The sequence below is a fragment of the Dyadobacter sp. HNCC25DJ184 genome, assembly GCF_056895215.1.
The window spans coordinates 1-26,156 of sequence record NZ_JBXHAQ010000002.1; the positions used below are offsets into that span (position 1 = coordinate 1).

Here is a 26,156-nt window from a genome sequence, read left to right on the forward strand (position 1 = left end):
GTATAGCCTACAGTAATATACGTTTCATAGCCCGCCCGCATGAGCAGCGCAGACACACTTTCGCCTTCTAATTGTTTCCAATGCAATCGACTTTGATGACCAGTGAAGTTGATAACTGGGTTGAAGCATCTGAGCTTTTTCATTATCGTACTGTATCTCATCTGCCACATAGTCAAAGATCGACCTTATTGTGTCTGATTTATATTTGATGATGCTTAGTAAAGAATCGAGTTCCACTGTCTGGGCCGTGGACAGCAATGGACATATCAGCAGCAAAATGTGTAAATTAATCTATTGATGTGCCTTAAAGGGATCAATGCAACCAGGAGTTAATAGTTACGCTCTGTCTTTACCATTGTTGAGAAGCCTTTGAAGCAATTCGACTTTTTCCTTTTCTGATTGAAGCAGACGTTCGTATAACTTCTTGTTTTCGTCAAGCGCCTCTACCCATTTATCAATCGGGTTAAACGTACACTGGAAGTTGAATGCGCTATTATCATAGAATGTATTGATATTACTAATAGCGGAATCTTCATCGAAATTCTTGATAGCCTCAGTGCTCACCTTGAGAATTTGGGCAACCTGATCTAATATATTTTGCTCAATCTCTTCCTTCTGTTCCAGAAGAGAAATCCTTTTTTGACTCCAATCTTCTCCCATCTCAAAGGCAAGGCCTTCTTGTTTGATGCCCAATAACTCGCGGAAACGCTTGATGTTTCTGCCATGATGGACTTTGCTCGTTTTGTCACCTGTCATATTCATAATAGCAAGTTAACCGGTTTTAGTCGAATCTGCAAATCATTCTCTTATCCGCCCATTTGGTATATTTTACTCCTTCGCAGTTCTAAAATAGAAAAATCCGGAATGGATTATACGCTGTCAGCAGACTTACTTCACCATGTCATTTCTGTTAACCTGCAATAAAGAGCACATTATGGAGCTGAACGGGCATATACTAAGCGAAGATCAGCAGCATGATCTCTCCGGCATCGTCGAGGCGATCTGCCACAAATTTGAAATCCAACACATCTTCCTGTTTGGCTACCGGCAAGCGGCATCTGCTGATTGCAGCTGCTTTGCCAAAAACCACTATGCAGAGGTTAAGGCGTATTGTATTTTGGTTGTTACCCACACCCGCCAAGGCCAGCAGCACACGATTCAGGACTTTTTGAATCATCAATTCCCGGACCTTCAAATAACTGTCCTTTCCCATTGGAGCGGGCAGGTCGACAAACTCCTCGCTGAGGGCAACCGCTTTTTTTGCGAGGTATTCAAAACCGGACTGCTACTAACAACATCGGACGGTTACAATGCCTTATCTTACACTTACTCTGGTACCCCTGCCCAATACCATGAAGATGCCCGGCAGTATTTTACCCATCACAGCGCGCTGTCCAAGGGGTTTCTTGCTTCCGCCCGTAAACGATTTAATGGTCAGGATTTCAAGCTTTGTCTGTTTTTGCTGCATCAAGCCATGGAGCAGTCAGCCATTGGTCTGATCAGGGTAAGGATGGGATACCGGTATAATATCCATCATCTTTCCAGGTTGCTTGCACTTTGCTGCTACTTCTCACCAAAGATTTCGCAGATCTTCACCAATAGTAAACAAGATCAGATTCTGCTCCAAAAGCTCAGCCGCGCCTATCTGGATACCCGCTATCAAAACGATTTTCAAGTCACCGATCAGCAGGCTGAGGCGCTACTGAAAAAAGTTGAAGTATTCAAAGATATCAGTGACGCACTGTGCATCAGTAAACTCGCTTCACTCCAAGAGCAAACAAATACGATTGCCACACTTTAAACTCCTATACTATGAAAAATCCTGCTCTCGTAGCTGAGTCGTCTGCGCATCGCACTGCCGATATGGATTACCTGATCCTGTTTGAAGATCAAAATTTCACGCTCACAGAGCAGACCATTGATGCGCATCATGTGCTTAGTAACACTGTCCGAAACAATAGACTCTCTTACTTCGACATCACCTTTGTCGGATACAAAGATCACGTTCTCGTTCTTCAAGTACCTTTCGGCAAACTGTTGACAAGACTAAGGATAGCAATCCTTCCCACGCATCTGCTGGTTTCTTGCAGCTGTAACGAGCACACAGAAAAACTATGCACACACGCCCACAAAGTCCTCGCTACACTACTAAGTCGCAGGGGGCAGGACTACTTTTCGAGATTCTACAAGCCCCACCTATTCAAACTGGCAGAAGAATATCCGGATCTGTTTGAGGCGAAAACCAGCTTGGAAGGTATCCGGTTCGAAGCAGCCAAAACGCTTGGCAATGTTTACATACCGAGTCAGAAGATTTCTATGCCACAGTCCGAACCAGTGGCTGATCAGCAGCCACCCATCACCCATGACCAGGTCGGTTACTGTTTGTATACCATTTTCCGGCAGGAACACTTTCCCTTTCTGGCAGGTTTCACGGGGCAGCTGCTCAATGATGGTAGTGCTATTAAATCCTTCAGTACCATTTTTCAGACCAGTGCTGCGCCCGAACACATTGTTTTCACGGACCAGCAGTTGATGTTAAATGCTATCGGCTCACGGATTCAAACTACCACAGAGCAGTTGTTGCAGGTCCAGGCGTCAAATACCGTGCAGAGCCTGGAAGAAGTGGTATCAAGATACATTACTCCCGGAGTTTCACAAATCCAAATGTACCGGCAGCGTTTGCTTGATCTTTGGTCAAGGGCGCTTCCACTGCTGGCTGGTGAACGTTTTGTAAACCGATATGGTGACGGGCGCAAAATCAAATTTGGTCACAAACCCAAGAAAGGATACACAAAGCCTTTCCAGGCTGCAAGTTCAGAAGTTGGCGTGAGTTTTACTTTGACCAGACAAAAAGCCTGTTACCGGTTACAGCTGCACGTGTTGAAAGACGGAAAACCACTGGACTGCTACGAGCTTTATCCAGCGAGGTCTCCACTTTTTGTTTACGATAAACGCATTGGTGTATATCTATTAGCATCTACACTCAGAGACATTGATCTGATCACATCGCTTACAATAACCGGGCAATTACTTACAGTGATGGATATCCATTTTGAGCACTTTAACAGATCTGTACTTCAATTCCTGACACGGCACTATCCATTTCAATATGATTCTGTTGGCGCAGATCAGAGAACTTTACAGATACAGCAAATGCAGCTGCGGATCTTCGAGCATGCTGGTTCTTTTTACTTTCAGCCGCAGGTGGACTACGGGCAAGAATTGCTGGTACCAACTTTAAGTGGCGGGACCAGCTGGATTAAGATTCACGGGCAGCCGGTCATTTTCATCCGTGACAAAGCCAAAGAAGCTGCGCTATCAGAGCTTGTGAGATCACTGCATACTGATTTTGCAAGCCAGACTTGCAAAAATGAAGATTACTTTTCCTTGGCTAAGACTACCATTCTAAACGCAGGTTGTTTGCCTGATATGCTATCAAAGCTGAAAGAAAATCAGATAACTGTAACGGGCATCGAGGACATTGAAGCTCTGGCAGACTATATGAACCTGGTAGATATCCGCATGGGCATTCATGCAGATAAAGACTGGTTTGAGATTACTTTGAAAGCAACATGTTCCCAGATTTCAATAAGTAATGAAGTGCTCAGACACGCGATTTTGGAAAATGACGGGCAACTCACACTTAAAGACGGAACACGCGCCACCATCCCAGCCAGCTGGCAAAAGAAGCTAAAAACTGTTCTTTCCTTTTCGCAACCCTCAAAATCGGGGATGCGTCTGTCGGGCTTTCATGCTCAGTTATTGCATCAGCTCAATGACCAGCAGGGGCTGCAAGGATTTGCACAAAACCTGAAAAGTCATGCACCGAAGGTCAAAATTATCACAGACAGACAAGTCCCTGATAACGTGCGGGCGACACTTCGTGCGTACCAGAAGGAAGGGTTTGACTGGCTGATGTTTTTAAAAGACAATGGTTGGGGAGGAATTTTGGCTGACGATATGGGGCTTGGAAAGACATTGCAAGTATTAACACTTTTACAAAAGGTGTATCAAAATGGTCTGCATACCAGGCCGAGTCTTTTAATTGTACCAACCTCGCTCTTATTTAACTGGCAGCAGGAAGCGGAAAAGTTTACACCGGAACTTCGCGTAGTCCGATATCATGGCGCATTCAGACAACAGCAGGCCTCACGGCTTGATTCAGGTGATGTTATTTTGACTACCTATAAAACGGTGCTGCACGATATCGATATACTCAGGCATGCCCAGTTCGAGTACTTGATCCTCGACGAAGCGCAGGCCATTAAAAACCAGGCCTCACAGCGCTACAAAGCAGTCGGCATACTGGATGCTCGCATCAGACTGGCAATGACGGGGACACCCGTCGAAAACAGTGGCAATGATCTTTATGCCCTGATGAACTTTGTGAATCCCGGGATGTTGGGAAGCTTGCGGGGGTTCAATAGACTGCTCGCGAACAAAGCGGAAACGGATGGCATAGCTTACCTGCAAAAGGTAATTAACACCTTTGTTCTCAGGCGAACCAAAAAGCAGGTAGCCAAAGACCTGCCAGAAAAAACGGAAATGGTCATCTATTGTGAGATGGAAACTCAACAGCGCGCTGTCTATGACGCCTACCGAATACGTTATCAAAATGCGATTAAAGAAAAAATCAACGAAACCGGTTCAGTCAACTCCAAACTGTATGCACTTGCAGGACTCTTGAAACTTCGTCAAATTTGCAATGCACCTGTGTTAGTTGAACCTAAGGTTGAGCAGGAAGCTGAGCCTGCGAAAATCAAGGAGCTCATGCGGCGGTTGAAAGAAATAACACCCTTCCACAAAGTACTGGTGTTTTCAAGTTTTACCGGGTTTCTTGGGCTGATCAGACAGCAGCTCGAAAAATCCCAGATCGGATATGCTTATCTGGATGGTAAGACGAAGGAAGATCAAAGAAGCAAAATGGTGGACCTCTTTCAAAACGATGATCACACACGAGTATTTCTGATCAGTTTGAAAGCTGGTGGCACCGGCCTTAATCTCACCGCTGCCGAGTACGTTTTTCTTGTAGACCCCTGGTGGAACCCTGCGGCCGAATCGCAAGCCATTGACCGCTGCTACCGAATCGGGCAAGAAAACAACGTGATGGCTTACAGGATGATTTGCAAGGATACGCTGGAAGAAAAAATCCTAAACATGCAGGCGCAAAAACGTCAGTTGGCTGATGAGCTTGTCTCGTCAACAGATGGGGTACTTAAATCGCTTAGTGCGGAGGATATTCTGGAATTATTTAGTTAGATGTATGACATGGAACCTGTTACCATAAAGACATTAAAATGGGAGTAACTTTTACTGGACGAGTATTTATTTACAGTCATGTGTAGAAAATAACATTTTTGAACCCACGTCGAAATAAACATAGGTAAAAAATTGAAAAAATGACTCACGTTAAAGCAGAAATAGCCCTAAATTTGAAAAAATGACTTACGAAGAGTATGAATAATTCTATATTGGCTCTACCAACATTACCTCTCACCGGCGAACTAGAAACCAAACCAGTTCTAAAAAAACTAAGCACTGCTCGTGCAGCTTTGGCATGGCTGAATGGCATTGCAGAAAGTATCCCGAACGAACGAATTATCATTAACACACTCGCGCTGCAAGAAGCAAAAGACAGTTCAGCTATAGAAAACATTGTAACTACACATGACGAATTATATAGTAGTGACAGTCAAACACAGCAGTTTGTCAGCCTTGCTGCTAAGGAAGTATATAACTATACTCACGCCCTCCTAGATGGATATCACCGAGTAAAACAAAGCGGATTGCTCACTAGCAATAATATTATAGCCTTGCAAGCTTTACTAGAAGAAAATGATGCTGGCTTCAGAAAGGTGCCAGGTACTGTACTGAAAAATGAGCAGACAGGGGAAACGGTGTATATGCCACCACAAGACTATGCTAGCATCGTTTCTTTTATGAACAATTTAGAACATTTTATAAATGATGCATCTATCTCAGATATAGATCCAGTAATTAAGATGGCCATTATACATCACCAATTCGAAAGTATCCACCCATTTTATGATGGTAATGGCAGGACGGGAAGGATTGTAAACATACTGTACTTGGTGAAAGAGGGTTTACTAAAACTACCGATCCTGTACCTAAGTCGCTATATCAATCAAAACAAAACAACTTATTACACCTTACTCCAACAAACGCGCCAGACGGGACAATGGGAACCTTGGATTTTGTATATTCTCGATGCAGTAGAACAAACAGCACTGCAAACCTCCGACATGATCAGGGGCATCAAGATATTAATGACTAAGCATAAACAAAAAATTAGAACCGATCTACCAAAGGTTTATAGCCAGGATTTGATTAATAGTTTATTCAGGCATCCTTACACAAAAATAGAATTTTTGAAAGCAGATCTGAACGTAACACGCAAGACCGCTGCACGATATTTGGACCTACTCTGTGAAATTAACCTTCTTCATAAGAAAAGGCTAGGTAAAGAAAATTACTATTTCAACGATGATTTAATTTCACTGCTGGTAAGCGTAGGAAGCTTGAAAAAACAAGATGGTGATATCGTAACGATAAAAACAACGCATCAGTAATTCTCAGAACTGAATCACTATGCAAAGGAAGGATCATAAAAGTAATATTACCAATCAAAGCGATATGCTTCAGAATGTTGATACTCTTTCAAAAAACAAGTAATGATATTAGATAACGAAAACGAGAATTTGAAAGTCCATGAATGGATTTCTACATATACTGAGCAAGGTAAGCTTGACATTGTAACAGGATACTTTACAATTGGAGCGTTAGCTTGGTTATCCAAACAGGTTAATGACAAAATTTCAGAATTTCGGCTGGTTTTAGGCGACATAGTAAATATCGACTCTGAAGATAACAGGCCTCTGGATCTATTGAACGAAAATATCACTGTTGAAGCTGCTCTTAAGCTTAACAGTCTGTCCCAGGAAGCAGTCAAATTTCTAAAACAGGATAAAATTGTTGCCAAAACACTAGAGCCAAATTTCTGTCATGCAAAGAGCTATTTGTTCACTCCGGAAAAAAAAGACGATAGAGATAAATATTTTGTAACGGGTAGTTCGAACTTGACAGAAGCAGGTATCGGCCTGAAACATACCAACAATATAGAGCTCAACATTGGTGAAACAGGGAATAACAATCAGTATAAGGAGTTAATGACCTGGTACGAGTCTCTATGGGTAAGACCTCAAGCACATAAGGAAAAAACAATTGTCGCATCTGATGGATCGACATCAAAAATAAATTTCAAGCAATATCTTATCGATGAAATTGAAAGAATATTTATCAAGTACACGCCACGTGAACTCTATTACAAAGTCTTATTCGAATTATTTGGAAATCAGTTACTTGATACAGAAAACGATCCAAATTTTAACAGGCAAATTGGAAGACTAGAAAACTCGATTGTATACAATACACTATACGAGTTTCAAAAAAAAGGAGTTTTAAGTCTCATTAGAATGCTTCAAAAATATGACGGAGCAATTCTGGCCGATGCTGTTGGTCTTGGTAAAACGTGGAGTGCTCTCGCTGTAATGAAATTCTTTCAGCTGCAAGGTCGCGAAGTATTATTGATCTGCCCTAAAAAATTGGAACACAATTGGAGGCGCTACTTAAAGCATCAGGACTCAAGATTTGAGAAAGATCAATTTGACTTCTTTCTACGCTTCCATACAGATATGAGCGTTGAAGGGCTAAATAAATATATCGACAGAGCTGAGAAATTTTTCACAACTGACAAACCCAAACTGATCGTAATTGATGAAAGTCATAATCTGCGGAATGACAAATCCTCCAGGTATAAATTTTTATTGGAACAAATACTTCAAAAAAATGAAGACGTTAAGGTGTTGCTTCTTTCAGCCACCCCAATCAACAATTCATTAACAGATATAAGAAACCAATTTAAATTGATGGTTCAGGGCAACGTCAATGGCTTTGACAAAGCTTTGGGCGTTAGAAACCTTAATTCTACATTTAAAACAGCCCAAAAGGCATTTAATGAATGGCGGGAAGACATCAATCCTAAAATCAGCGATTTTATCAAAAGACTTCCAGCTAACTTCTTTACTTTGACGGACGCTCTAATAGTAGCCCGGACAAGAAAAATGGTTGAAGGAGAGCATTCCGGTTTAAAATTTCCGATAAAGGCAAAACCTATCAATTTATTTGTTACGCCAACACAGCTAGGGAATTTCGACACATTTGAAGAATTATTCGATCATTTTCCACCAATGCTTTCCGGTTATCAGCCTTCATTTTATTTAAGGAATGATAATGAGGATACCAACATACTTCACGATGATCGACAAAGAGATCGTTTCCTCGTTAAAATGATGTACATTTTGATGGTGAAGCGTCTTGAGTCATCCTGGTATTCTTTCTACTCCACGGTTACGAAAATTAAGGATCATCACCAGAACGCCTTAGACAAAATTAAATTATACCAGGAAGGCAAGGCGAATATCAAGTTAAATAATGATAATGAAGCACTATTTGTAGATGATGATTTAGAAGATGAATTTGATCAACTCACGCTCGGGAAAAAGCGCAAAATCACACTTTTAGAAATAGATGCTTCCGGAAAACTGGAAGATTTCAAAAAAGATTTAAAAAAAGATCTGGATTCTCTGGATAATCTTTATATCAACTTGCAAAAAGTTGAGAGTAAAATCGTTAAGGAAATTATTGTACCAGGGAATATAAAATCTGAGGATGATAAATTAGAAGCCCTTATTGCTGAACTCAATAAAAAACAAAAATCAACACAAAATAATAACAACAAAAAAGCCGTCATTTTTACCGTATATCGTGACACAGCTGAATACTTATTTACCCAATTGAAAAGCAGGGGATTTGATAAAATTGCGATGGTATCTGGTTCAGGATCCAAAACAAATGACGCATCAGGTGAAACCAACAACTTTGAACCTATACTTGAAAGGTTTGCTCCTTACACGAAACTTTTCAGGGAAAAAGAGTGGGGTTTCCAATCCGACAAGATTGGTGATCAGGCTTATGCAGAATGGATTGAATGGATTTCCACACATGACTATACAACCTACTCTAAGATTCAATCACCGATAGATATTCTTATTGCTACGGATGCGCTCAGTGAAGGACAAAACCTGCAAGACGCTGATATGGTAATTAACTATGACATTCACTGGAATCCCGTACGTATAATACAGAGAATGGGACGTATTGACCGATTGGGTAGCCCAAACACTAAAATTTTTGGAATTAACTTCTGGCCATCTAGTAATATTAATTCTTATCTCGACTTACAAGGAAGAATAGAAAAGCGAATGGCGGCCATGAAACTGGCAGGAGCAGAAGTGGATCATCAGTTTTCAGAGACATTTACAGAAATGATTCATGATGAATCACTTGACCAACGGATGACAAACCGAATGCTGGAACAAATGCAGGTCACTTTTGAAGATCTGGACGGAGAGAAGAATTTTGGCTTTGACGATTTGTCTTTGGAGCGTTACAGACAAGATTTACTGGAAGAGTTCAATAAAGATAAACTAAAATACCAGCGAATGCCGAAAGGGCTTTACACTGGATTTAAGGCAGAAAAACAAATCTGTAGTAAAAATGGCTTAATTGCTTTGCTGGGTTATCCCGCAAAACCACCTAAAACAATTATCCATGCCTATCAGGTATTTGACCTGATCTATATTGACAAGCAGGGTAAACTTGTTTTATTGAACCAAAAAGAAGTGCTGGATGCACTGACATACCATAAAGATAATGACCGCTTTGTACCGGAAACAATTGATAAAGGGGATGAAGTATCCATTCAGGAACTGGTTACAGCCATAAAAAGCTGGTTGACCAGCCAGGCGATTGAGGAAGAAATACAGGAAGACGGCTCGATTAAAAAAGTGATGGGTACAGAAGTTAAGGACTTGCTATCCAAGCTCCGAAAAGGGGATAAGAATGCTGTTTCAAGGATAAAGCAAAACACCAAAGTAGATGAAAAATTCCAGCTTGATAATTTCGATCTAATCACCTGGTTTTTAGTATCTATTTAGAATAGCACAATTCTATCCAAAGTTGACTGGTTCAATTCGAGGGGCCACTATTTCTGATACTCAAAAATACCAAGTAAGGTTACCAACGGGGCCCAAATCAAAAGACACATTAAAAACGAACTGAAAAATTTTAGTAAATGAGCATAGAACTGTTTTCCCAACTCGACTTCTTACCTGCACTTAAAGGCTTTTTCCGCGATCTGAAAGTACCTATCAATTATGTTACAGATGAGCCTACCACTGCCAAAGAAATACTAAAAGACACATACAAGGAAAATGACACCTTCCAACTCATAAAAGACGTTTTTTTTGTTGGTATGGTGGACGATGCAGCATTTGAGGGAAATAAATCCTTGGAGAAAGAAAAAATTAAATCCGATTACGATGGTATTCTAATTTTTGGGATAACATTAAAGTCCCGAGCCAGCGGGTTGTTACCTACTCGCTCTCAATTAGCTGAAATAGCTAGAGCATTTAACCGCGAGTTTTACTATACACCGGTGGTTGTCGTGTTCAAATATGGAAATCTACTTGCCCTTGCCAACACCGAACGACTAAAATTTAAGCAAGAATGGCGCGAAGGTGAAAAAGCTGGCAAAGTAAGTTTGCTTAGAGATATTAATATAGAAAAACCACATCGTGGGCATAGTGACATTTTACAAGATATCAGAATACCTACTACTGGAAAGAACCAGGTAGATTCATTTAAAAAGTTATACAGTTACTGGCAGGAGGTATTTAGCGTAAGCGTGCTGAATAAAAAGTTCTATCAAGAGCTATCAACTTGGTATTTTTGGGCTACAAAACACGTTTCCTTTCCCGGGGAGCCCACAGTTGTTGACGCACATCACAAAAAGGCCCTGCTGGAAGACTTACAACAGGAGCACAGGGCAACCAATGTCATCCGCATGCTAACGCGCTTGCTTTTTGTCTGGTTTATCAAGGAGAAAAAACTGATTCCCGAAGAGCTTTTTGATCTGGACACTTTGCAAAAAGACATTTTAAATGAAATTTCCCCGTATCACGAAATTGGTGTTATTAAAGAGAGAAACAAAGAAAGCATCTACTATAAGGCCATATTGCAAAACTTATTTTTCGCCACGCTAAACTGCCCCATAGAAGGGGACAGTTTAGATAAAAGGAAACGTGGGTTCCGAGGTGAAGAATCTAAAGGGAAACATTTCGCTATCGATTGGATGATGAGATACAAGAAATATTTCAAAAATCCGGACAACTTTATTGATTTGGTAAATAGAATAACTCCATTTTTGAATGGGGGATTATTTGAATGCTTGGACGACAAACCAAATAAAATTCTTATTGATGGTTTTTCCGACAATCAAAGTATTCAACAGCAACTCATTGTACCTGATTATCTTTTTTTTGGATTGGAAGAAGAAACTGACATCAGCGATATCGTGGGCATTGCCGATAAAAAATATAAAAATGCTGCTGTAAAGGGCCTTCTTAATATTCTAAAATCATACAAATTCACCATTACTGAAAATACGCCTATCGAAGAAGATGTAGCACTTGATCCAGAGCTTCTGGGAAAAGTGTTCGAAAACCTACTGGCAAGTTATAACCCTGAAACAAAATCCACTGCAAGAAAGCAAACTGGGTCATTTTATACACCACGTGAGATTGTAAACTATATGGTGGATGAAAGCTTGATTGCATACCTAAGGAACAAGATAAATGATTGGGGCGGTATGGACAATATAACGTTGGACAAAGAACTACACGTACTCACTTCCTTCGATAGCAAAGCAGCTTTCGAAGGAAACTATGAATTACACATAGAAATTATCAAAGCTCTAAGTACCTGCACCATTCTGGATCCGGCCTGTGGCTCTGGTGCTTTTCCAATGGGGATATTGCAAAAAATGGTTCACATTTTACAAAAACTTGATCCAAACAACAATGCTTGGAAAAAAGTACAACTGCAAAAGGCAGAACAAGATTCGAAAGCAGCTTTTAAAATCGATGATAAACAGGCACGTGAAGATCGATTACTCGAAATTAACAATGCATTTGATCAGGGAATGAATGACCCTGATTATGCGCGTAAGCTGTTTTTGATAGAAAATTGCATATACGGTGTAGATATTCAACCGATTGCGACGCAAATCTCTAAGCTTCGTTTCTTTATTTCGCTGGTAGTAGAGCAAAAGGTCAAACCTGATAGGAAACAAAACTTTGGAATACGTCCTTTGCCAAATTTGGAGACTAAATTTGTAGCAGCAAATACGCTGCTCGGGATTGAAAAGCCAAAAAATCAAACTAGCTTTTTCGAGTCAAAACAAACAAAAGACCTTGAAATTGAACTCAAAAACATCAGAAGCAAACTATTTAGCGCAAAAAGCAAAGAAACCAAGTTAAAATATCGGGAACAGGATGAATTGCTTCGAAATGATATCGCAAAATTGATCGAAACTGACTTGAACAAAGAGGTAGATGCAATTATTAGAAACGACAAAGCTCAAAGTGAAATCCACCACTATGAGAATATTGGCAAAATAGAAAAGGCAGATGAACTAAAAGTGTCTCTTGAAAATAAATATGCCTCTTATAAATCTAAAAATAATCTTACTGCAACTCTCCTAGCATCTTGGGATCCATATAATCAAAATACTTCATCTGTTTTTTTTGACAAAGAATGGATGTTTGATATTAAAGATGGCTTTGATATAGTAATTGGAAACCCACCCTACAGACCGATCCAAAAATACGGAGCTGAAGTCAAGGAGGAATGGTCAAAACAAGGCTTCACAACTTATTCGAACTCTGGAAACATTTATTTTTTGTTCTATGAAAAAGCGTTAGATATTACAAAAGCAAATGGTTCTGTCATGTTCATTACCTCCAACCAATGGATGCGGAATGCTGCAGGCGAACCACTTCGCAAATTTTTTCTTTCAAAGTATTGTGCGGAAATTCTAATTGATTTTAGAGGCACAGATATTTTCGAAAATGTAGCTGTTCTTTCAAATATTTTACTAGTATCAAATAAGAAATGTAATCATGCACTTGTAGCTTGTGATCTGAGTACTATTAAAAGGAACTACCGAGAGGGTATACATCAAATTATAAATGACAATACGATTATTCTTAAAAACTTGTCAAACGAATCATGGCTAATTTTTGATAAGTCCAAACACGAAATGAGAGAAAATGTCATTGCATTGGGAAAACCTATAAACGATTGGAATATTGATATTAACTACGGCATAAAAACAGGCTTTAACGAAGGGTTTTATTTGAATGAACAAGAAAAAAATCATTTAATTACATTAGATAACAAAAATGCTGAGATTATACGCCCCATGTTAAGAGGAAAGGATTTGGTCCGCTATTCAATTGATTTTGAAAAGGTGTGGCTAATTTTTTCAAGACGGGGGATCAATATCGACAAATATCCTTCTATCAAAGCGCATCTTCATAATTTCTATCAAGATCTTAAGCCCAAAAGTAGCTCAAAAGAACAACATGGTAGGAAACCGGGAAAATATGAATGGTATGAAATTCAAGATTCAGTAAACTATTACAAGAAGTTTGACGAGCCTAAAATGATTTTCATGAACATGTCAAAGGATTTAATTTTCTCCTATGACCCGAAAGGCGAATTTTTGACCAATCAAAAATGCTTTATTGTTACAGGAAAATACATTAGATATTTGACAGCTTTCTTTAACTCTAAATTGTTTAGCTATTTCTTTAAGGATAATTTTCCCGAATTATTAGGAGATGTACGAGAGGTCAGTAAAGTTTATTTTGAAAAAATTCCTGTTATACAACCGGAAGATTCAATTGTTTTGCGGCATATCGAGCAATTAGTTGAAATAATAGTGTTTATCAAAATGAATTTGCTGCAAAAAATTTCCAATCTTGACGAAATAATTCAAGGGATCATCATTGAACTATACTTCTCCGGCCATATGAAAGAACGTGGGATCGATGTTATTAGTTTTGTTCAGCAGGATATGAATAGTATAATAGAGGATAAGGAATTTGAAAACTTATCCGATTCAGAAAGGAAAGAGGTCATCGACCAACTTCACGCAAAATGGAACCACCCAGATAACGAGGTACGCAATCGAATCAAACTTTTTGCCGTAAGAAGTCCTGAAATTCTAAAACCAATCCTCGAAAGCTAGTGAAGAGAATAAAAGAAATACGAATTCAAAATTTCAAGGCATTTCAACAGGAGCAATCTTTCAAGATTGACGGAAAACATGTACTGATATACGGAAATAATGGTTCTGGTAAATCTTCATTATTCTGGGCTCTCTATACGTTTCTACAAAGTAGTATAAAGGAAAATAATCAAGTAGCGAAGTATTTCAAAAAATACATTGTATCGGATAAAAGTACCCATCAGACATTGAAAAATGTGTTTGTGGATGAGAATGAGGACTCATTCATTAAACTCACGGCAGTTGATACAGAAAGCAAGATTGAGTCTATATACAAAATTTCACATGAGATCATAGATACAAACCAAGATTCTGACACGCTTATCCAAGAGTTGAATTTGGCCAGCGACTTTATAAACTATAAACTACTCCAAAATTTTTACAGAGCGTCTCATAAGCAGGAAGTAAATCTCTGGCCGGTCTTCGAACGTGATATTTTCCCATTTTTGACAGAAGGAACACGAAATTGGCTTGACGACATTGTCCGCGCTCCAACAATAGACGTACCTCGTTCAGCAAAAGGAGTTGCAGTTTCCCGGTCTCCCAAGGCACAATATGAAGAACAAATCCTCGCCTTAAATAACAAAATTGAAAACCTTTTAACTGAAATTTCTGGCTACGCCAACAACTTTTTGAAGGATCATTTTTATGAAGGGAAGGATGTAGTGAGAATCAATTTGAGTTTTGACAAAAAATTCAAATTTGATTTGATCAAAGATAGAATTTGGGATACTAACAATGAGGCCAGGCGTCATGATCAGCTGCACATTAAACTTGGCGTAGAGATTTATGACGAAAGAAGAGATGAAAAATGGCAAACTATACAGCGTGTACAATCCTTTCTAAATGAGGCGCAGTTAACACGTATTGCCGTCGCAATACGTATCGGTGCCCTTCGAACCAGGCCGTTAGCAGCCGCACAGTTTAAGATTTTGGTGCTGGACGATATGCTTATTAGCTTAGATTTATCTAATCGGATGGACATTGTCCGAATAATTCTCAACAAAGAAGAGAAAGAAGATTTAAAATTCTTTGATGGCTTTCAAAAATTCATTTTTACACATGATAAGGGCTTCTTCAATTTAATCCGGAGAAATACTGACGATGGAGATTGGGTCTATTTTGATTTCAATAAAGATGAAAATAAAAATGACTCACCAATAGTCAAAGAATATGAAAGCCCGTTGCAAATGGCAATGAAAAACTTCGAAAATAACGAGTTCGAAAACGCTGGTAATAATCTGCGGCTTGAAGCTGAGGCGATTTTTACGTCATTTCTGGATCCAAACATGAAAAATGTCAATAAGGAGTTTACAACCCTCAGAAACAAGATAAATGAGTCATACAACCTTGTTTTTGCCGAGAATTACCAGAAATTCAAGAGAATTTTCATTAGAGACTGGGATTTAGCAAAGTTAAGTAAGATCAGTACTGATTTTGACCAAGACCCAGATTTAACCAATGGGGAGAAAGCTCGACTCAGATCAATACAAAGGAGTTTGTATCAACTTTTCATCCAAATGAATAGTCAAAATAACTTACGAGAGAGAGTTGTTGAAGATATAAGCGAAATACTTGATAGAATCCTAAATCCTGCTTCTCACCATTCCGAGAATCCGTTGCATAGAGCAGAACTTAAGGACGCAATCGAGAAAGTAAAAGCACTAAAGCAACATTTGTAATGTATGCATCCATGATGTTGTGTCGAAGTATTAAAAACCTTCTTCCAAAAACGTACAATTATTCAGCCATGATAGTCATAACCGAAGGACTAAGTACTCCATTGAAAACGCATATCAATAAATGCTGAAGCCAAAGCGTCAGCATTTATTGAAACTGATTGTAACCTTCCTAACTCTTCGTACTTTTGACATAATCCGGAAATCTCGCTTTCAGTAAATACATATCCTCACTATCTGGAGAATTCGGAGCCACTGATCACCCTAATTAGGAAATTGAGGACAGGTCTTTTCGGTTGGAATTGACCAGTGTAAGTAAATGATTGATAAATATTTAGCACATGGCGAGTAATAGTCTGTTGATGGTCAATCTGCGGATTTTCCCCACTTTTGGTAGTGAAAATAAATCTCTGCATCTTGAATTTCTGACGGGTAGCCTTATAGCTTAGAATTAAGCATCTTTTTAGAAGGAAATTATCTCCTTAATAATTTACCACCTAAAGTGGGGAAGAACCAATCTGCCACGGAATCATATGGCCAACGCGTCCGAATTCACCACTATCTGTACATAGAGCGTGTTATTTGGTAAGGATTAATATGGACCTGTCATTAAATATAGATTTTCAATAAGTCACAATCAATCTTGTGAGAATTGTTGCAGTTGGACTGATTTTTAAGTATATTTAATACTTAGTTATTGCAGATTCAATATTGGTGAGTGATTCGGTGAGTTGAGAATTAGTATTGATGTTTAAGCTTTGATTTACAGTTGTTTATGATTTTTGATGTGATCCCAGCGGGATCACTTGAAGAAATAACAAAAAGCATCAAAAGCCTGCAAATCAACAGATTAGCAGGCTTTTAGTAATTTTAGACCTCGTTGGAGTTATTTGATGGAACTTTTAGAGGCACTTACAATACGTGCGGTTGCAGGAACGGCCATTCAAAGCACAATACGATAAAATCCTACCGTAGCCTCTTGATGTGCGAAAGTATCGCCATTGAACAATGTCACAGATAGTATCAGAAGGCAAGGAAAGATGCTAAACGAGACAAGGTTTTTCTCACCTACCTTTATAAACCAAAATAATTAAATTAGGAGATACAACATACTAAATTGCTTTTCAAATTGATAAATTTGGCGATCGTTATCACACCTTAGGCTGTGATCCATTGACTAGTAGCCTCTTCCTAAATGAAATTCGAGAAACATCTTCCTTTTGAACAATTAAGACCCTACGTAAAATATTTAGTAGTGTCGGAGAATGAACTGGAAAATGAATACAAGGTATTGCCTTCCTCCGGTTTGGTTATGGGATTTCAATACAAAGGGCAGCTGGCCACGATCACGGGGACGACCGAAAACCGGCTAGCCTCGGCTGGAATCACCGGGATTTCAGATAGCTACAGAATCTTTAAAAATACACCACATATAGGCACCGTCCTTGTGTATTTTACGGAAACCGGATTTGCACATTTCGCCACTCTTCCTTCAAATGAATTATTCAACCTTAGCATTTCACTGAACGAAATCTTTGATAAGAGCAGTGTAGACAAATTGGAAGACAAAATGGCATTCGCTGTTACCGATATACGGCGTTTGCAACTCGTTCAGCAGTTTTTGCTGGAGCATATCAAGGATATTCATACCGACAAACTGATCATAGAAGCCGTAAAGCTCATCTATCAAAGTAAGGGAACCATCCGAATAAAAGAACTGAACGAAAAACTATTCATCAGCCCAAGTCCATTTGAAAAACGGTTTAGAAAAATAGTCGGCACAACACCCAAAAAGTTTGCTTCAATCGTTCGTTTCAATGCTGTACTTGATAATCTGAACAACACGAAGTCACTGACAGAAATCTGTTACGAAAACAATTTTTTCGATCAGGCACATTTTAGCAAAGATTTCAAACAGTTTACCGGCGACTCACCCGAGAACTTCAAACGCTTTCTGTAATAAACGATTTTTTACAATCACGGGGATTTCATCTGCTTCATCTTTGCATGGTAGTCTTAAAGCAATGATGATAGTAATCTCAAACGCAACCTTCATTTTGGAAAACTTGAACATCATTGCTGCATGAAATTCAACCAATCGTTTAATCATTAAAAAGCACGAAAAATGTTCACACTGGAACAAATCAAATTAGCTCACAGCAAAGTAAAGTCCGGCGCAGACTTCCCTGCGTACATTCAGGATATCAAAAAATTAGGCGTTGTTTCTTACGAAACCTTTGTAGCAAACGGCAATTCCAGCTATCAGGGAAGTCATCATTTCGAGGTATCAGGTGGCGCGAGGTATAATCCTTTGGAAATAGCCGAAAGTTCTGACGCAGCGCAGTTTAAGGCAGACCTGAAAGCGCATCAGGAGGGCAAAACAGACTTCCCCGCTTTTTGTGTGCAATGTGCCGCATCAGGCATTGAAAAGTGGGTAATCAGTATGGAAAAAATGAGCTGTACATATTACGACATGGCAGGTAGTGAAATACTGGTCGAACAAATTCCAGGTTAAATCTTTCCCGACACCAAGAATAATTGACCAGAAAATGCGTCCCTCAAAATAAATTGAACCTGATAAGAATCAGTTCAAGATTCTAAGTTTACGTACTTGAACGCATCCCGCGTAATAATGCGCACGTTTTCTGACAGCTCGTCAAGGTTACAGCTTTTTTGAGCCAGCACCAGGCTTCCGGATGCCTTATTTTCAAACAATTCCATCCTTAACGCTGTTTCGTGGTGCTCTATGTGACCGGTCAAACTCTCGAAGGTAAGTGACGCCTGCTCTCTTTGAACACCCAGATGGAAAGATCCAAAGGCTTTCCAGCCGTTGATAGCCTTTAAGCTGAGTTTAATTTCGTAGGAAGTGTCGGTGCTAGTTATAATCGGAACTTAGGTAGTTGGGATCGGATATATTGACAAAGGGCTTGCAGTTCGCAAGCCCTTTGTAGATTAGGCAATTTCAATCAGTCTTGGTTCCTTTTGCTTTGCGTGCTCTTTCTTTGGGATGGTTAGGCAAAGCAGTCCGTAATCATATCGGGCGGCAATGCCGCTGTCGTCCACGACATCCTTTGGCAGGACAAAGCTACGCTGGAAGGACTCGTAACTGAACTCTCTCCTGCTATAGCCATCCTCCTCACTTTTCTGCTCCTGCTGTTTATGGGACCGTATTGTGAGTGTGTTGCCGTCCAGTTCGATCTTGAAATCACTTTTATCCATACCGGGCGCTGCCATTTCCACTTCGAAATGCTCACCTGTTTCGCGGATGTTGACTAACGGCACCGTAGTGCTAGTTGGTGAATAGTTACTGTTGTCCCAGTTAAAACGTTCGCGGCCAAAGAAATCGTCGAACAGCGCTGGGAATGCTGAGGGCATTAGCCCATTCCTTTTGATGAGTGACATAATTAACCTGTTTTTAAGAGTTAAACAATACTAGTCAGCTTGTGCTTTTACAGCCAAAACCATTTTCAGCAAATCAAAGGTTATGCCAGCAAGCCGATGTCATATTTTCTTGCGGTACTCTGTCAATTTTTCAGAAAAAACAGCGGTGATCCTGTCATTTTTCCAGCGAAGGAAAGACAGATTTTCTCGTCAGCGTGACTGAGAGGCTATTTTTGCTATTGATGGTATTGTCTCCGGAAATGTTTCAAAAAATTACATGTGACAACCTTTCAGGGTTATACCCGCGCAGAAAATATTCCTCTCTTGATTGCCCAAACAATTGCCATTATGGGCTAAAATGTTTCAGCGATGAAAAGAACGATAACGAGATCTTAGAAAGTCGAAGTACCGACATTGATATAGCTAACTACGCTGATCAAAAACAGAACAACGAAGTGGTGACACGGCCTTTTCTAAAGTACCCGATTTACATTCATCCAATAAGAACTTCTACAGCAACTCTTCCTTGAAATTCCTCTAATACATTCTTCATAATTCTATACAATGTAGAATTTTTTTTATCGTTTGTATTATTTATACTAGTATATGAGATTATATTCGTAGAGTTTTTTCTAAAAAAAGTTTAAATTAGGTAATTAATTTGCACATAAGTACATGATTATACTATGACCTGGGATTATAAGCATATTGCAAAAGTATTGGGTTGTGTCCTTTGGTTCAGTTCATTCACAGTTTATGGCCAAAATGGAATTGTAGTCACAAAACGCACTGCGCCTGTCGGAATAGTTAGTTTTTCGTCATCGTCAGTGGTGACCGGGATTAGCAATTCCAAACATATAGACGGGTATGTCAAAAAAAATGGCACTGCATCTTTCACATTTCCCGTAGGCGATAACGGTATATATCGTCCTTTTGCCGCCGCTGGTGACGCCACAATTGGAGCCTATTTTAAAGAAAATGCCAACAGTGTTGCTATTCCATCCGGCGGGCCGTTTACAACTTCAAACATAGATGCGACGATCGCCGAGGTGAGTACTGCTGAGTTTTGGGACATCAACGGCGCAAATTCAACGCAGATAACCCTAACATGGAATGACGCTAGCGGAGTATCAGCTCTCACAGGTGGCAAACTGGATAGACTTACAATAGTTGGCTGGAATACGAATAGTTCACAATGGCAAGAAATCGGTTCAAATGTTGATGCATCGTCATTATTGGGCGGCTCAAGCAGTCTCACTTCAGGATCGATTACCACGTCGTCGGCCATTGTGCCAGATAATTTTAGTATTTATACCCTCGCGGCGACTCCTGCAGACGCCCTGCCTGTAACCCTGGTTAGTTTTAAAGCACTTCTAAACGAAGCATTGCACGTCGCGCTCAATTGGGAGACGAGCTTTGAGGATAACAGCGAGCGATTCGGTATCGAGCACAGCATGGATGGCAAGTCATGGACTACAATAGGAAGTGTCAGTGCCACTGGTGAAAGTACCAATAACGTCGCATATAGCTTTGTTGATACACATCCTCTCGATGGAGAAAACTTATACCGACTAAAAATGATCGACAAGGATGGCTCCTTCACATACAGCGGGATCGAGGGCATAGCTATTCGTTTGGATGAAATTACGTTGTATCCTAATCCCGTATCAGACAAGCTCTTTTTGAAAGTTCCTAAGCACTCCGATGTAAAAGAAATAGTTGTAAGAGACTTGTCTGGAACCCGGGTTTACAGCACCGTAGTTTTTCCATCTGCTGGAATGGATGTAAAGCGTATCGCCCCTGGAATATACATGATTCAGATACTTATGAAGAATGGTAGCTCGTCCGCAAACAAAATTTTAGTTACTAAATAATTTTGCCAGAAACTATATGGCTTATTTGAACACATACACCACTCAGTTGACAGCTCAAACTGCAGGTCATTTGTTGCGACGTGCAACATTTGGCCCAACAAACGATGAAATTGATGATTTTACGGGAAAAACTGCAAACCAGGCGGTCGACATATTAATTAGTAACGCATCCTTCCGAGCCTCTCCGCCCCCACCCGTTGAAATGGTTGAGTCAAGACCGGATTCCGGGCAAGAGTTTTTGACAAAGCCATTTAATGGAGGCCGCACCTACGAATACTTTTTGTTTATCCGTTACTGGTGGATCGGATTAATGACAGAGCAGAACGGACATCCATCGATTCTTGAAAAACTCACGGCATTCTGGCAAAATCACTTTGTAGTAACTCACTCTTCAACAGGAGATTATAGATTCACAGACCGCTATTTAAGGTTTTTACGCGACAATGCCACAAGCAATTTTCGAACACTCGTGATTGGCATAACCAAAGATCCCGGAATGCTGATATTCCAGAACGGAAACGAAAATAGTAAGGAAAGTCCCAATGAAAATTATGCACGCGAGCTTCAGGAGCTGTTTACGGTCGGTCAAAAAGATTTTGCAGGCAATGCAAACTATACGGAACAGGACGTCAAGGAGGCAGCAAGAGTTTTAACGGGCTGGCAGGTCTCAAATTTATGGGTTGAGGGGTCCACGTCTTTTGGATCTTTCTTTACCGCCTCTCGCCATGACACTACAAATAAGTCCTTTTCCCAAAAATATTACAATACAACAATCACTGGAAGGAGTGGCTCAACCGCTGGCGAAGATGAACTCGCCGATTTGACAACCATGTTGCTTAATCATCCCCAAACTCCCCGATTTATATGCCGGAAACTGTATCGATGGTATGTAAATCCCAATGTAACCCAGGAGATTGAAGATAATGTTATTATACCCCTGGCGGATTTTTTCGCAGGATCGGAAAACAATTATGCAATCGTGCCGGTGTTAAAAAAGCTTTTAACCAGCGACATCTTCTTTGAGACCAGAAATGTGGGTTCTCTGGTAAAATCACCCGCCGAGTTCATGATTGGGATGCTGAGGCACCTGAACCAACCTGTACCTGATATTACTACACAATATGCGGCATTTAGAAGAATGATGGAGTTTCAGGAATGGGGAATGAGCAAAATGCAATTGAGGTTTCTGGATCAACCACTTGTTTTTGGTTCGGTTCCTTTTTATCAAACCGGATATTCTAAGAATTGGATAAACGGAACTACGATTGGACTACGCGGCTCGCATACTGATGCCATGGTATATCCATGGCTGGATATTCTTCCAGGAACAAAGCTTGGTATTAGCTTCGGGACTTGGTTAAAACAAATACAGCCCAACTTTGACGACGTGACCGGAACACCGGCGATATCATGCGAAGAATTACTCGCTGGATTTACCAAAAATCTCTTCGCTATAGAATTACCGCAGCCGCAAAAGGATTTTTTGATTGATAAGATCATGATGAGAAGCGTTCCAAGAGAATCCTGGAAGTTTGAAATGAATGCCTATAGAAGGGATCCAACTAATGCCAATGCACGAAATCCCGTATTCTGGCGTTGCGAGCCGCTTATGAAGTACATCTTTCGAATGGCCGAATATCAGCTGTTTTAATATAAAAAAAATGAAAAGACGACAGTTTCTCACAACAGCCTCCTCCATGTTATTACCAGTAATGGTGGACGGATTTGGAGTAAAATCCCTGGCCAAAAATTCAGTTTTAGTTCAGTCGTTAATGAAAACAGCTGCATTGAATTCAGACAGAGTCGTTGTAATCGTTTATTTAAACGGTGGGAATGACGGACTGAATACGGTGATACCGCTCGAATATTACTCGGAATATATGGGCTTGCGAAGCAACATTGCCATTCCTGAAAATAAGGTACTGAAGCTATCGGGAAACCTTGAAACAGGATTGCATCCGGCGATGACAGGTATGAGGGATATGTATAACGAGGGTAAATTATCAATAATACATTCTGTTTCGTATCCTAATCCAAACCAGTCCCACGTTCGATCGTCTGATATATGGATGACTGGTGTGGATGCAAATCAAATTTCCCCCTCCGGCTGGGCTGGTAGATATCTTGAGAACCGTTTTTCGGGATATCCTCAAAATTACCCGAACGAAGAAATGGAAGATCCCCTTGCTGTTCAGATTGGATATGTAGGAAGCACAACCTTATTGGGAAATAACCAATCCATGGGAATTACACTAAGTGATCCTGATAGCTTTTATCAACTCATTGGATCTCAGACCCCCGACCAAAACGATCTCCCATGTTGTGACGCAGGAGATTTGATTGCCTATGTGAGGGAACAACAACTTCTTGCGGTAGGATATGCAGGCGAAATAAAAGCTGCCGCCAGTGCAGGTCAGAATATGGCCGACTACCCACCTACTTCTGCGGCAAATAATCTGGCAGAACAATTAAAAATCGTAGCTCGCCTGATTCATGGAGGTTTAAAGTCCAAAATTTACTACGTAGAAATGGGCGGTTTCGACACACATGCAAAACAGGTGGAAACCAGCAATACAGAGGGTGTTCATGCAGATTTGCTGAAAAAAGTTTCAGATGCAATATCAGCATTTCAAAAAGACCTGAAACTGCAGGGCACTGAGGACAAGGTAGTTGGGATGACATTTTCTGACTTTGGACGAAGGGCGACATCCAACGGTTCAATGGGTACTGATCATGGCGTCGGCGCGCCGATGTTTGTTTTCGGGACAGCCATGAAAAGGCAGGTAATCGGAACAAATCCGGATCTTGTCAATGGTTTGCTACCAGTAAATCCACAATCGTGGGAAACAAGCCGTGATATTAAAATGCAGATCGATTTTCGCAGGGTTTATTCAGATATTCTTAGCGACTGGTTTGGCACACCTCCGTCAACAACGAACGATTTGTTGTTTTCGACCTTCAAAACAACATCCCTTTTTTCTGACACAGTTCAAACGCTCGCGTCGGGTGCGTGGGCAAACCCGGAAATTTGGTCGAATGGACGTACTCCGACGGCTACTGAAAAGATCATTGTCAATGCAGGTCATGTGATTGACGTGGGACAAAATATAAATGCAAAGTATCTAGAGGTTAACGGCGAACTCAGATTTCTGGGAGATTTCAACGTAAATATCACTGGCTGACTTGTTTACTCCACAGAGGTCGAAACTCCTGAGTAATTTGACGAACCAAATATTGAGGTCTGTATCGGGGTCTGTATTTTAAAGTGGAAGAATCTGTCTAATTTTAAACCCACTTTGAAAGAACAAGAAACCTGAGGTCACTATATGAAAAAAATAGGATTTTTATCGTTCGGGCATTGGGCCAACCATCCTGCTTATAAGGCCAGAACAGCGGGTGACACCTTGCTCCAATCGATTGACCTTGCTGTGGCTGCCGAAGAAATCGGCTTAGACGGCGCTTATTTTCGAGTGCATCATTTTGCAGCACAGCTAGCCTCGCCATTTCCGTTACTTTCGGCTATTGGCGCCAAAACAAGCAAAATAGAGATCGGAACGGGGGTGATTGACATGCGTTATGAAAATCCACTGTATATGGTGGAGGATGCGGGCGCTGCGGATCTGATATCCGGAGGACGATTGCAATTGGGAATCAGCCGAGGGTCGCCGGAGCAGGTAATCGACGGCTGGCGCTATTTTGGATATGAACCGGCCAACGGAGAAAGTGATGCAGATATGGGTCGTCGCAAAGCATTGGAATTCCTTGACAAGCTAAAAGGTGCTGGATTTGCCAGGCCAAATCCATATCCGATGTTTCCGAACCCACCCGGCTTACTGCGTGTGGAGCCATATTCGGAAGGCCTGCGGGAACGTATTTGGTGGGGTGCCGCCTCTAATGCCACTGCCGTTTGGGCAGCCGAAAACGGAATGTACCTTCAAAGTTCTACCTTGAAATACGACGAAAGCGGCAAACCGTTTCATGTCCAGCAAGCGGAGCAAATCAGGTTATACAAAGAAGCATGGAAAAAAGCGGGACACCAGCGTGAGCCAAGGGTTTCGGTGAGTAGGTCCATTTTTGCACTGGTATCTGATCAGGATCGATATTTTTTCGGGCAGGAAGGCACCGGCAGCGATAAAATTGGGATGATTGAACAAGACAAACGGGCGATTTTTGGTAGAAGTTACGCTGCAGAGCCGGATCAACTTATTAAAGAATTGGCTGAGGATGAAGCCATTCAGGAAGCAGATACGGTACTTTTGACAATCCCCAACACTCTAGGAGTTGATTACAATGTACATCTACTGTCTTCAATCTTGAAATATGTAGCACCCGGACTAGGCTGGCGTTGAAAATGCTTACGATCAAGCTATAAAGGATTTTGCCAATTGCCTCGACCCGGGGAAAGAAACAATAGTTAACTTGCTTACTTACAGCGATTTAACTATTGTTTCTTTGTAGCAATTTCACTCGCACTTCATGAGCGCTTTTAGTTAAATGGATATGAACGTTGAAAGGCAAATCGAACAGTACATAACCAGTCTGCCTGAATCAAAGCGCGGTGAAATGCGGGAGTTGCACAAGCTCACGCTTCAAGTTTTGCCAGGTTGTAAGTTATGGTTCGACAATGGTGTGACGAGCGAAGGTAAAACGGTTGCCAACCCTACCATTGGTTATGGATTCCAAACCATCAAATATGCTGATGGTAAGACCAGGGATTTTTTTCGAATTGGTTTGAGCGCCAACAAAACCGGAATTTCTGTATATATACTGGGCATCAAGGATAAGACATATTTAACCCAAACGTACGGAAAACAACTAGGTAAAGCGAGCGTGACCGGCTATTGCATCAAGTTCAAAACGATTGAAGATATAAATACAGATGTGCTGGCAGCTGCGATACGATATGGAGGTGGGCAACAGCATGAAGCTGAGCAAATTAAATAGGTCAAC

At 40.6% G+C, this 26,156-nt stretch carries 16 protein-coding genes; 13 read left to right on the forward strand and 3 right to left on the reverse strand.

The window, feature by feature from the left end:
* Positions 1-24 precede the first annotated feature (24 nt).
* Complete coding sequence (locus tag AC1XUD_RS03015) at positions 25-237, reverse strand: transglutaminase-like domain-containing protein (protein ID WP_483359895.1); 213 nt, start codon at positions 235-237, stop codon at positions 25-27.
* Between the two features lie 99 nt (positions 238-336).
* Positions 337-762 carry a helix-turn-helix domain-containing protein gene (locus AC1XUD_RS03020; protein WP_483359474.1) on the reverse strand — a complete coding sequence of 142 codons (426 nt, stop codon included), beginning with the start codon at positions 760-762 and terminating at the stop codon, positions 337-339.
* A 136-nt stretch (positions 763-898) separates the two neighbouring features.
* On the opposite strand from AC1XUD_RS03020, the gene AC1XUD_RS03025 reads away from it, so the two are divergent.
* The 8 genes from AC1XUD_RS03025 (at position 899) to AC1XUD_RS03060 (ending at position 18,466) form a co-directional block, all read left to right on the forward strand.
* The gene (locus tag AC1XUD_RS03025; RefSeq protein ID WP_483359475.1) at positions 899-1,801 is read left to right on the forward strand and encodes a HEPN domain-containing protein; all 903 of its coding nucleotides are present in this window, start codon (positions 899-901) and stop codon (positions 1,799-1,801) included.
* Between the two features lie 11 nt (positions 1,802-1,812).
* Positions 1,813-5,259, forward strand: coding sequence for a DEAD/DEAH box helicase (locus tag AC1XUD_RS03030; protein ID WP_483359476.1), 3,447 nt, complete (start codon positions 1,813-1,815; stop codon positions 5,257-5,259).
* 197 nt (positions 5,260-5,456) lie between these two features.
* Entirely contained in the window at positions 5,457-6,590 is a 1,134-nt protein-coding gene (locus AC1XUD_RS03035) for a Fic family protein (RefSeq protein WP_483359477.1), read from the forward strand.
* 102 nt (positions 6,591-6,692) lie between these two features.
* A complete protein-coding gene (locus tag AC1XUD_RS03040; protein WP_483359478.1) occupies positions 6,693-10,076 on the forward strand; it encodes a helicase-related protein in 3,384 nt (1,127 codons plus the stop codon).
* Positions 10,077-10,213: 137 nt separating this feature from the next.
* Positions 10,214-14,233, forward strand: coding sequence for an Eco57I restriction-modification methylase domain-containing protein (locus AC1XUD_RS03045; RefSeq protein WP_483359479.1), 4,020 nt, complete (start codon positions 10,214-10,216; stop codon positions 14,231-14,233).
* The gene (locus AC1XUD_RS03050) at positions 14,233-15,954 is read left to right on the forward strand and encodes an AAA family ATPase (protein ID WP_483359480.1); all 1,722 of its coding nucleotides are present in this window, start codon (positions 14,233-14,235) and stop codon (positions 15,952-15,954) included. The genes AC1XUD_RS03045 and AC1XUD_RS03050 overlap by 1 nt, the downstream gene beginning before the upstream one ends.
* Before the next feature lie 1,192 nt (positions 15,955-17,146).
* A complete protein-coding gene (locus AC1XUD_RS03055) occupies positions 17,147-17,911 on the forward strand; it encodes a helix-turn-helix domain-containing protein (RefSeq protein WP_483359481.1) in 765 nt (254 codons plus the stop codon).
* Positions 17,912-18,076: 165 nt separating this feature from the next.
* Entirely contained in the window at positions 18,077-18,466 is a 390-nt protein-coding gene (locus AC1XUD_RS03060; protein ID WP_483359482.1) for a DUF1398 domain-containing protein, read from the forward strand.
* A 437-nt stretch (positions 18,467-18,903) separates the two neighbouring features.
* On the opposite strand, the gene AC1XUD_RS03065 is transcribed toward AC1XUD_RS03060, so the two are convergent.
* On the reverse strand, positions 18,904-19,353 hold the full coding sequence (locus tag AC1XUD_RS03065) for an Hsp20/alpha crystallin family protein (RefSeq protein WP_483359483.1): 450 nt from the start codon (positions 19,351-19,353) through the stop codon (positions 18,904-18,906).
* 665 nt (positions 19,354-20,018) lie between these two features.
* On the opposite strand from AC1XUD_RS03065, the gene AC1XUD_RS03070 reads away from it, so the two are divergent.
* The 5 genes from AC1XUD_RS03070 (at position 20,019) to AC1XUD_RS03090 (ending at position 26,150) form a co-directional block, all read left to right on the forward strand.
* Entirely contained in the window at positions 20,019-21,206 is a 1,188-nt protein-coding gene (locus AC1XUD_RS03070) for a T9SS type A sorting domain-containing protein (protein ID WP_483359484.1), read from the forward strand.
* 16 nt (positions 21,207-21,222) lie between these two features.
* Positions 21,223-22,857: a DUF1800 domain-containing protein gene (locus AC1XUD_RS03075; RefSeq protein WP_483359485.1), complete on the forward strand. Its 1,635-nt coding sequence runs from the start codon at positions 21,223-21,225 to the stop codon at positions 22,855-22,857.
* Positions 22,858-22,867: 10 nt separating this feature from the next.
* Entirely contained in the window at positions 22,868-24,388 is a 1,521-nt protein-coding gene (locus tag AC1XUD_RS03080; protein ID WP_483359486.1) for a DUF1501 domain-containing protein, read from the forward strand.
* Between the two features lie 144 nt (positions 24,389-24,532).
* Positions 24,533-25,555 (forward strand): LLM class flavin-dependent oxidoreductase, encoded by a 1,023-nt coding sequence (locus tag AC1XUD_RS03085; RefSeq protein WP_483359487.1) that lies wholly within the window; start codon positions 24,533-24,535, stop codon positions 25,553-25,555.
* Between the two features lie 151 nt (positions 25,556-25,706).
* A complete protein-coding gene (locus AC1XUD_RS03090; RefSeq protein ID WP_483359488.1) occupies positions 25,707-26,150 on the forward strand; it encodes a DUF1801 domain-containing protein in 444 nt (147 codons plus the stop codon).
* The last annotated feature ends 6 nt before the right edge of the window (positions 26,151-26,156 follow it).

Bases quoted from the DNA above. Each gene is read 5' to 3' on its own strand.
- AC1XUD_RS03085 (WP_483359487.1), top strand. From the start codon at position 24,533: ATGAAAAAAATAGGATTTTTATCGTTCGGGCATTGGGCCAACCATCCT.
- AC1XUD_RS03025 (WP_483359475.1), top strand. From the start codon at position 899: ATGTCATTTCTGTTAACCTGCAATAAAGAGCACATTATGGAGCTGAAC.
- AC1XUD_RS03040 (WP_483359478.1), top strand. From the start codon at position 6,693: ATGATATTAGATAACGAAAACGAGAATTTGAAAGTCCATGAATGGATT.
- AC1XUD_RS03090 (WP_483359488.1), top strand. From the start codon at position 25,707: ATGAACGTTGAAAGGCAAATCGAACAGTACATAACCAGTCTGCCTGAA.
- AC1XUD_RS03030 (WP_483359476.1), top strand. From the start codon at position 1,813: ATGAAAAATCCTGCTCTCGTAGCTGAGTCGTCTGCGCATCGCACTGCC.
- AC1XUD_RS03075 (WP_483359485.1), top strand. From the start codon at position 21,223: ATGGCTTATTTGAACACATACACCACTCAGTTGACAGCTCAAACTGCA.
- AC1XUD_RS03045 (WP_483359479.1), top strand. From the start codon at position 10,214: ATGAGCATAGAACTGTTTTCCCAACTCGACTTCTTACCTGCACTTAAA.
- AC1XUD_RS03035 (WP_483359477.1), top strand. From the start codon at position 5,457: ATGAATAATTCTATATTGGCTCTACCAACATTACCTCTCACCGGCGAA.
- AC1XUD_RS03020 (WP_483359474.1), bottom strand. From the start codon at position 762: ATGAATATGACAGGTGACAAAACGAGCAAAGTCCATCATGGCAGAAAC.
- AC1XUD_RS03055 (WP_483359481.1), top strand. From the start codon at position 17,147: ATGAAATTCGAGAAACATCTTCCTTTTGAACAATTAAGACCCTACGTA.
- AC1XUD_RS03080 (WP_483359486.1), top strand. From the start codon at position 22,868: ATGAAAAGACGACAGTTTCTCACAACAGCCTCCTCCATGTTATTACCA.
- AC1XUD_RS03065 (WP_483359483.1), bottom strand. From the start codon at position 19,353: ATGTCACTCATCAAAAGGAATGGGCTAATGCCCTCAGCATTCCCAGCG.
- AC1XUD_RS03060 (WP_483359482.1), top strand. From the start codon at position 18,077: ATGTTCACACTGGAACAAATCAAATTAGCTCACAGCAAAGTAAAGTCC.
- AC1XUD_RS03070 (WP_483359484.1), top strand. From the start codon at position 20,019: ATGACCTGGGATTATAAGCATATTGCAAAAGTATTGGGTTGTGTCCTT.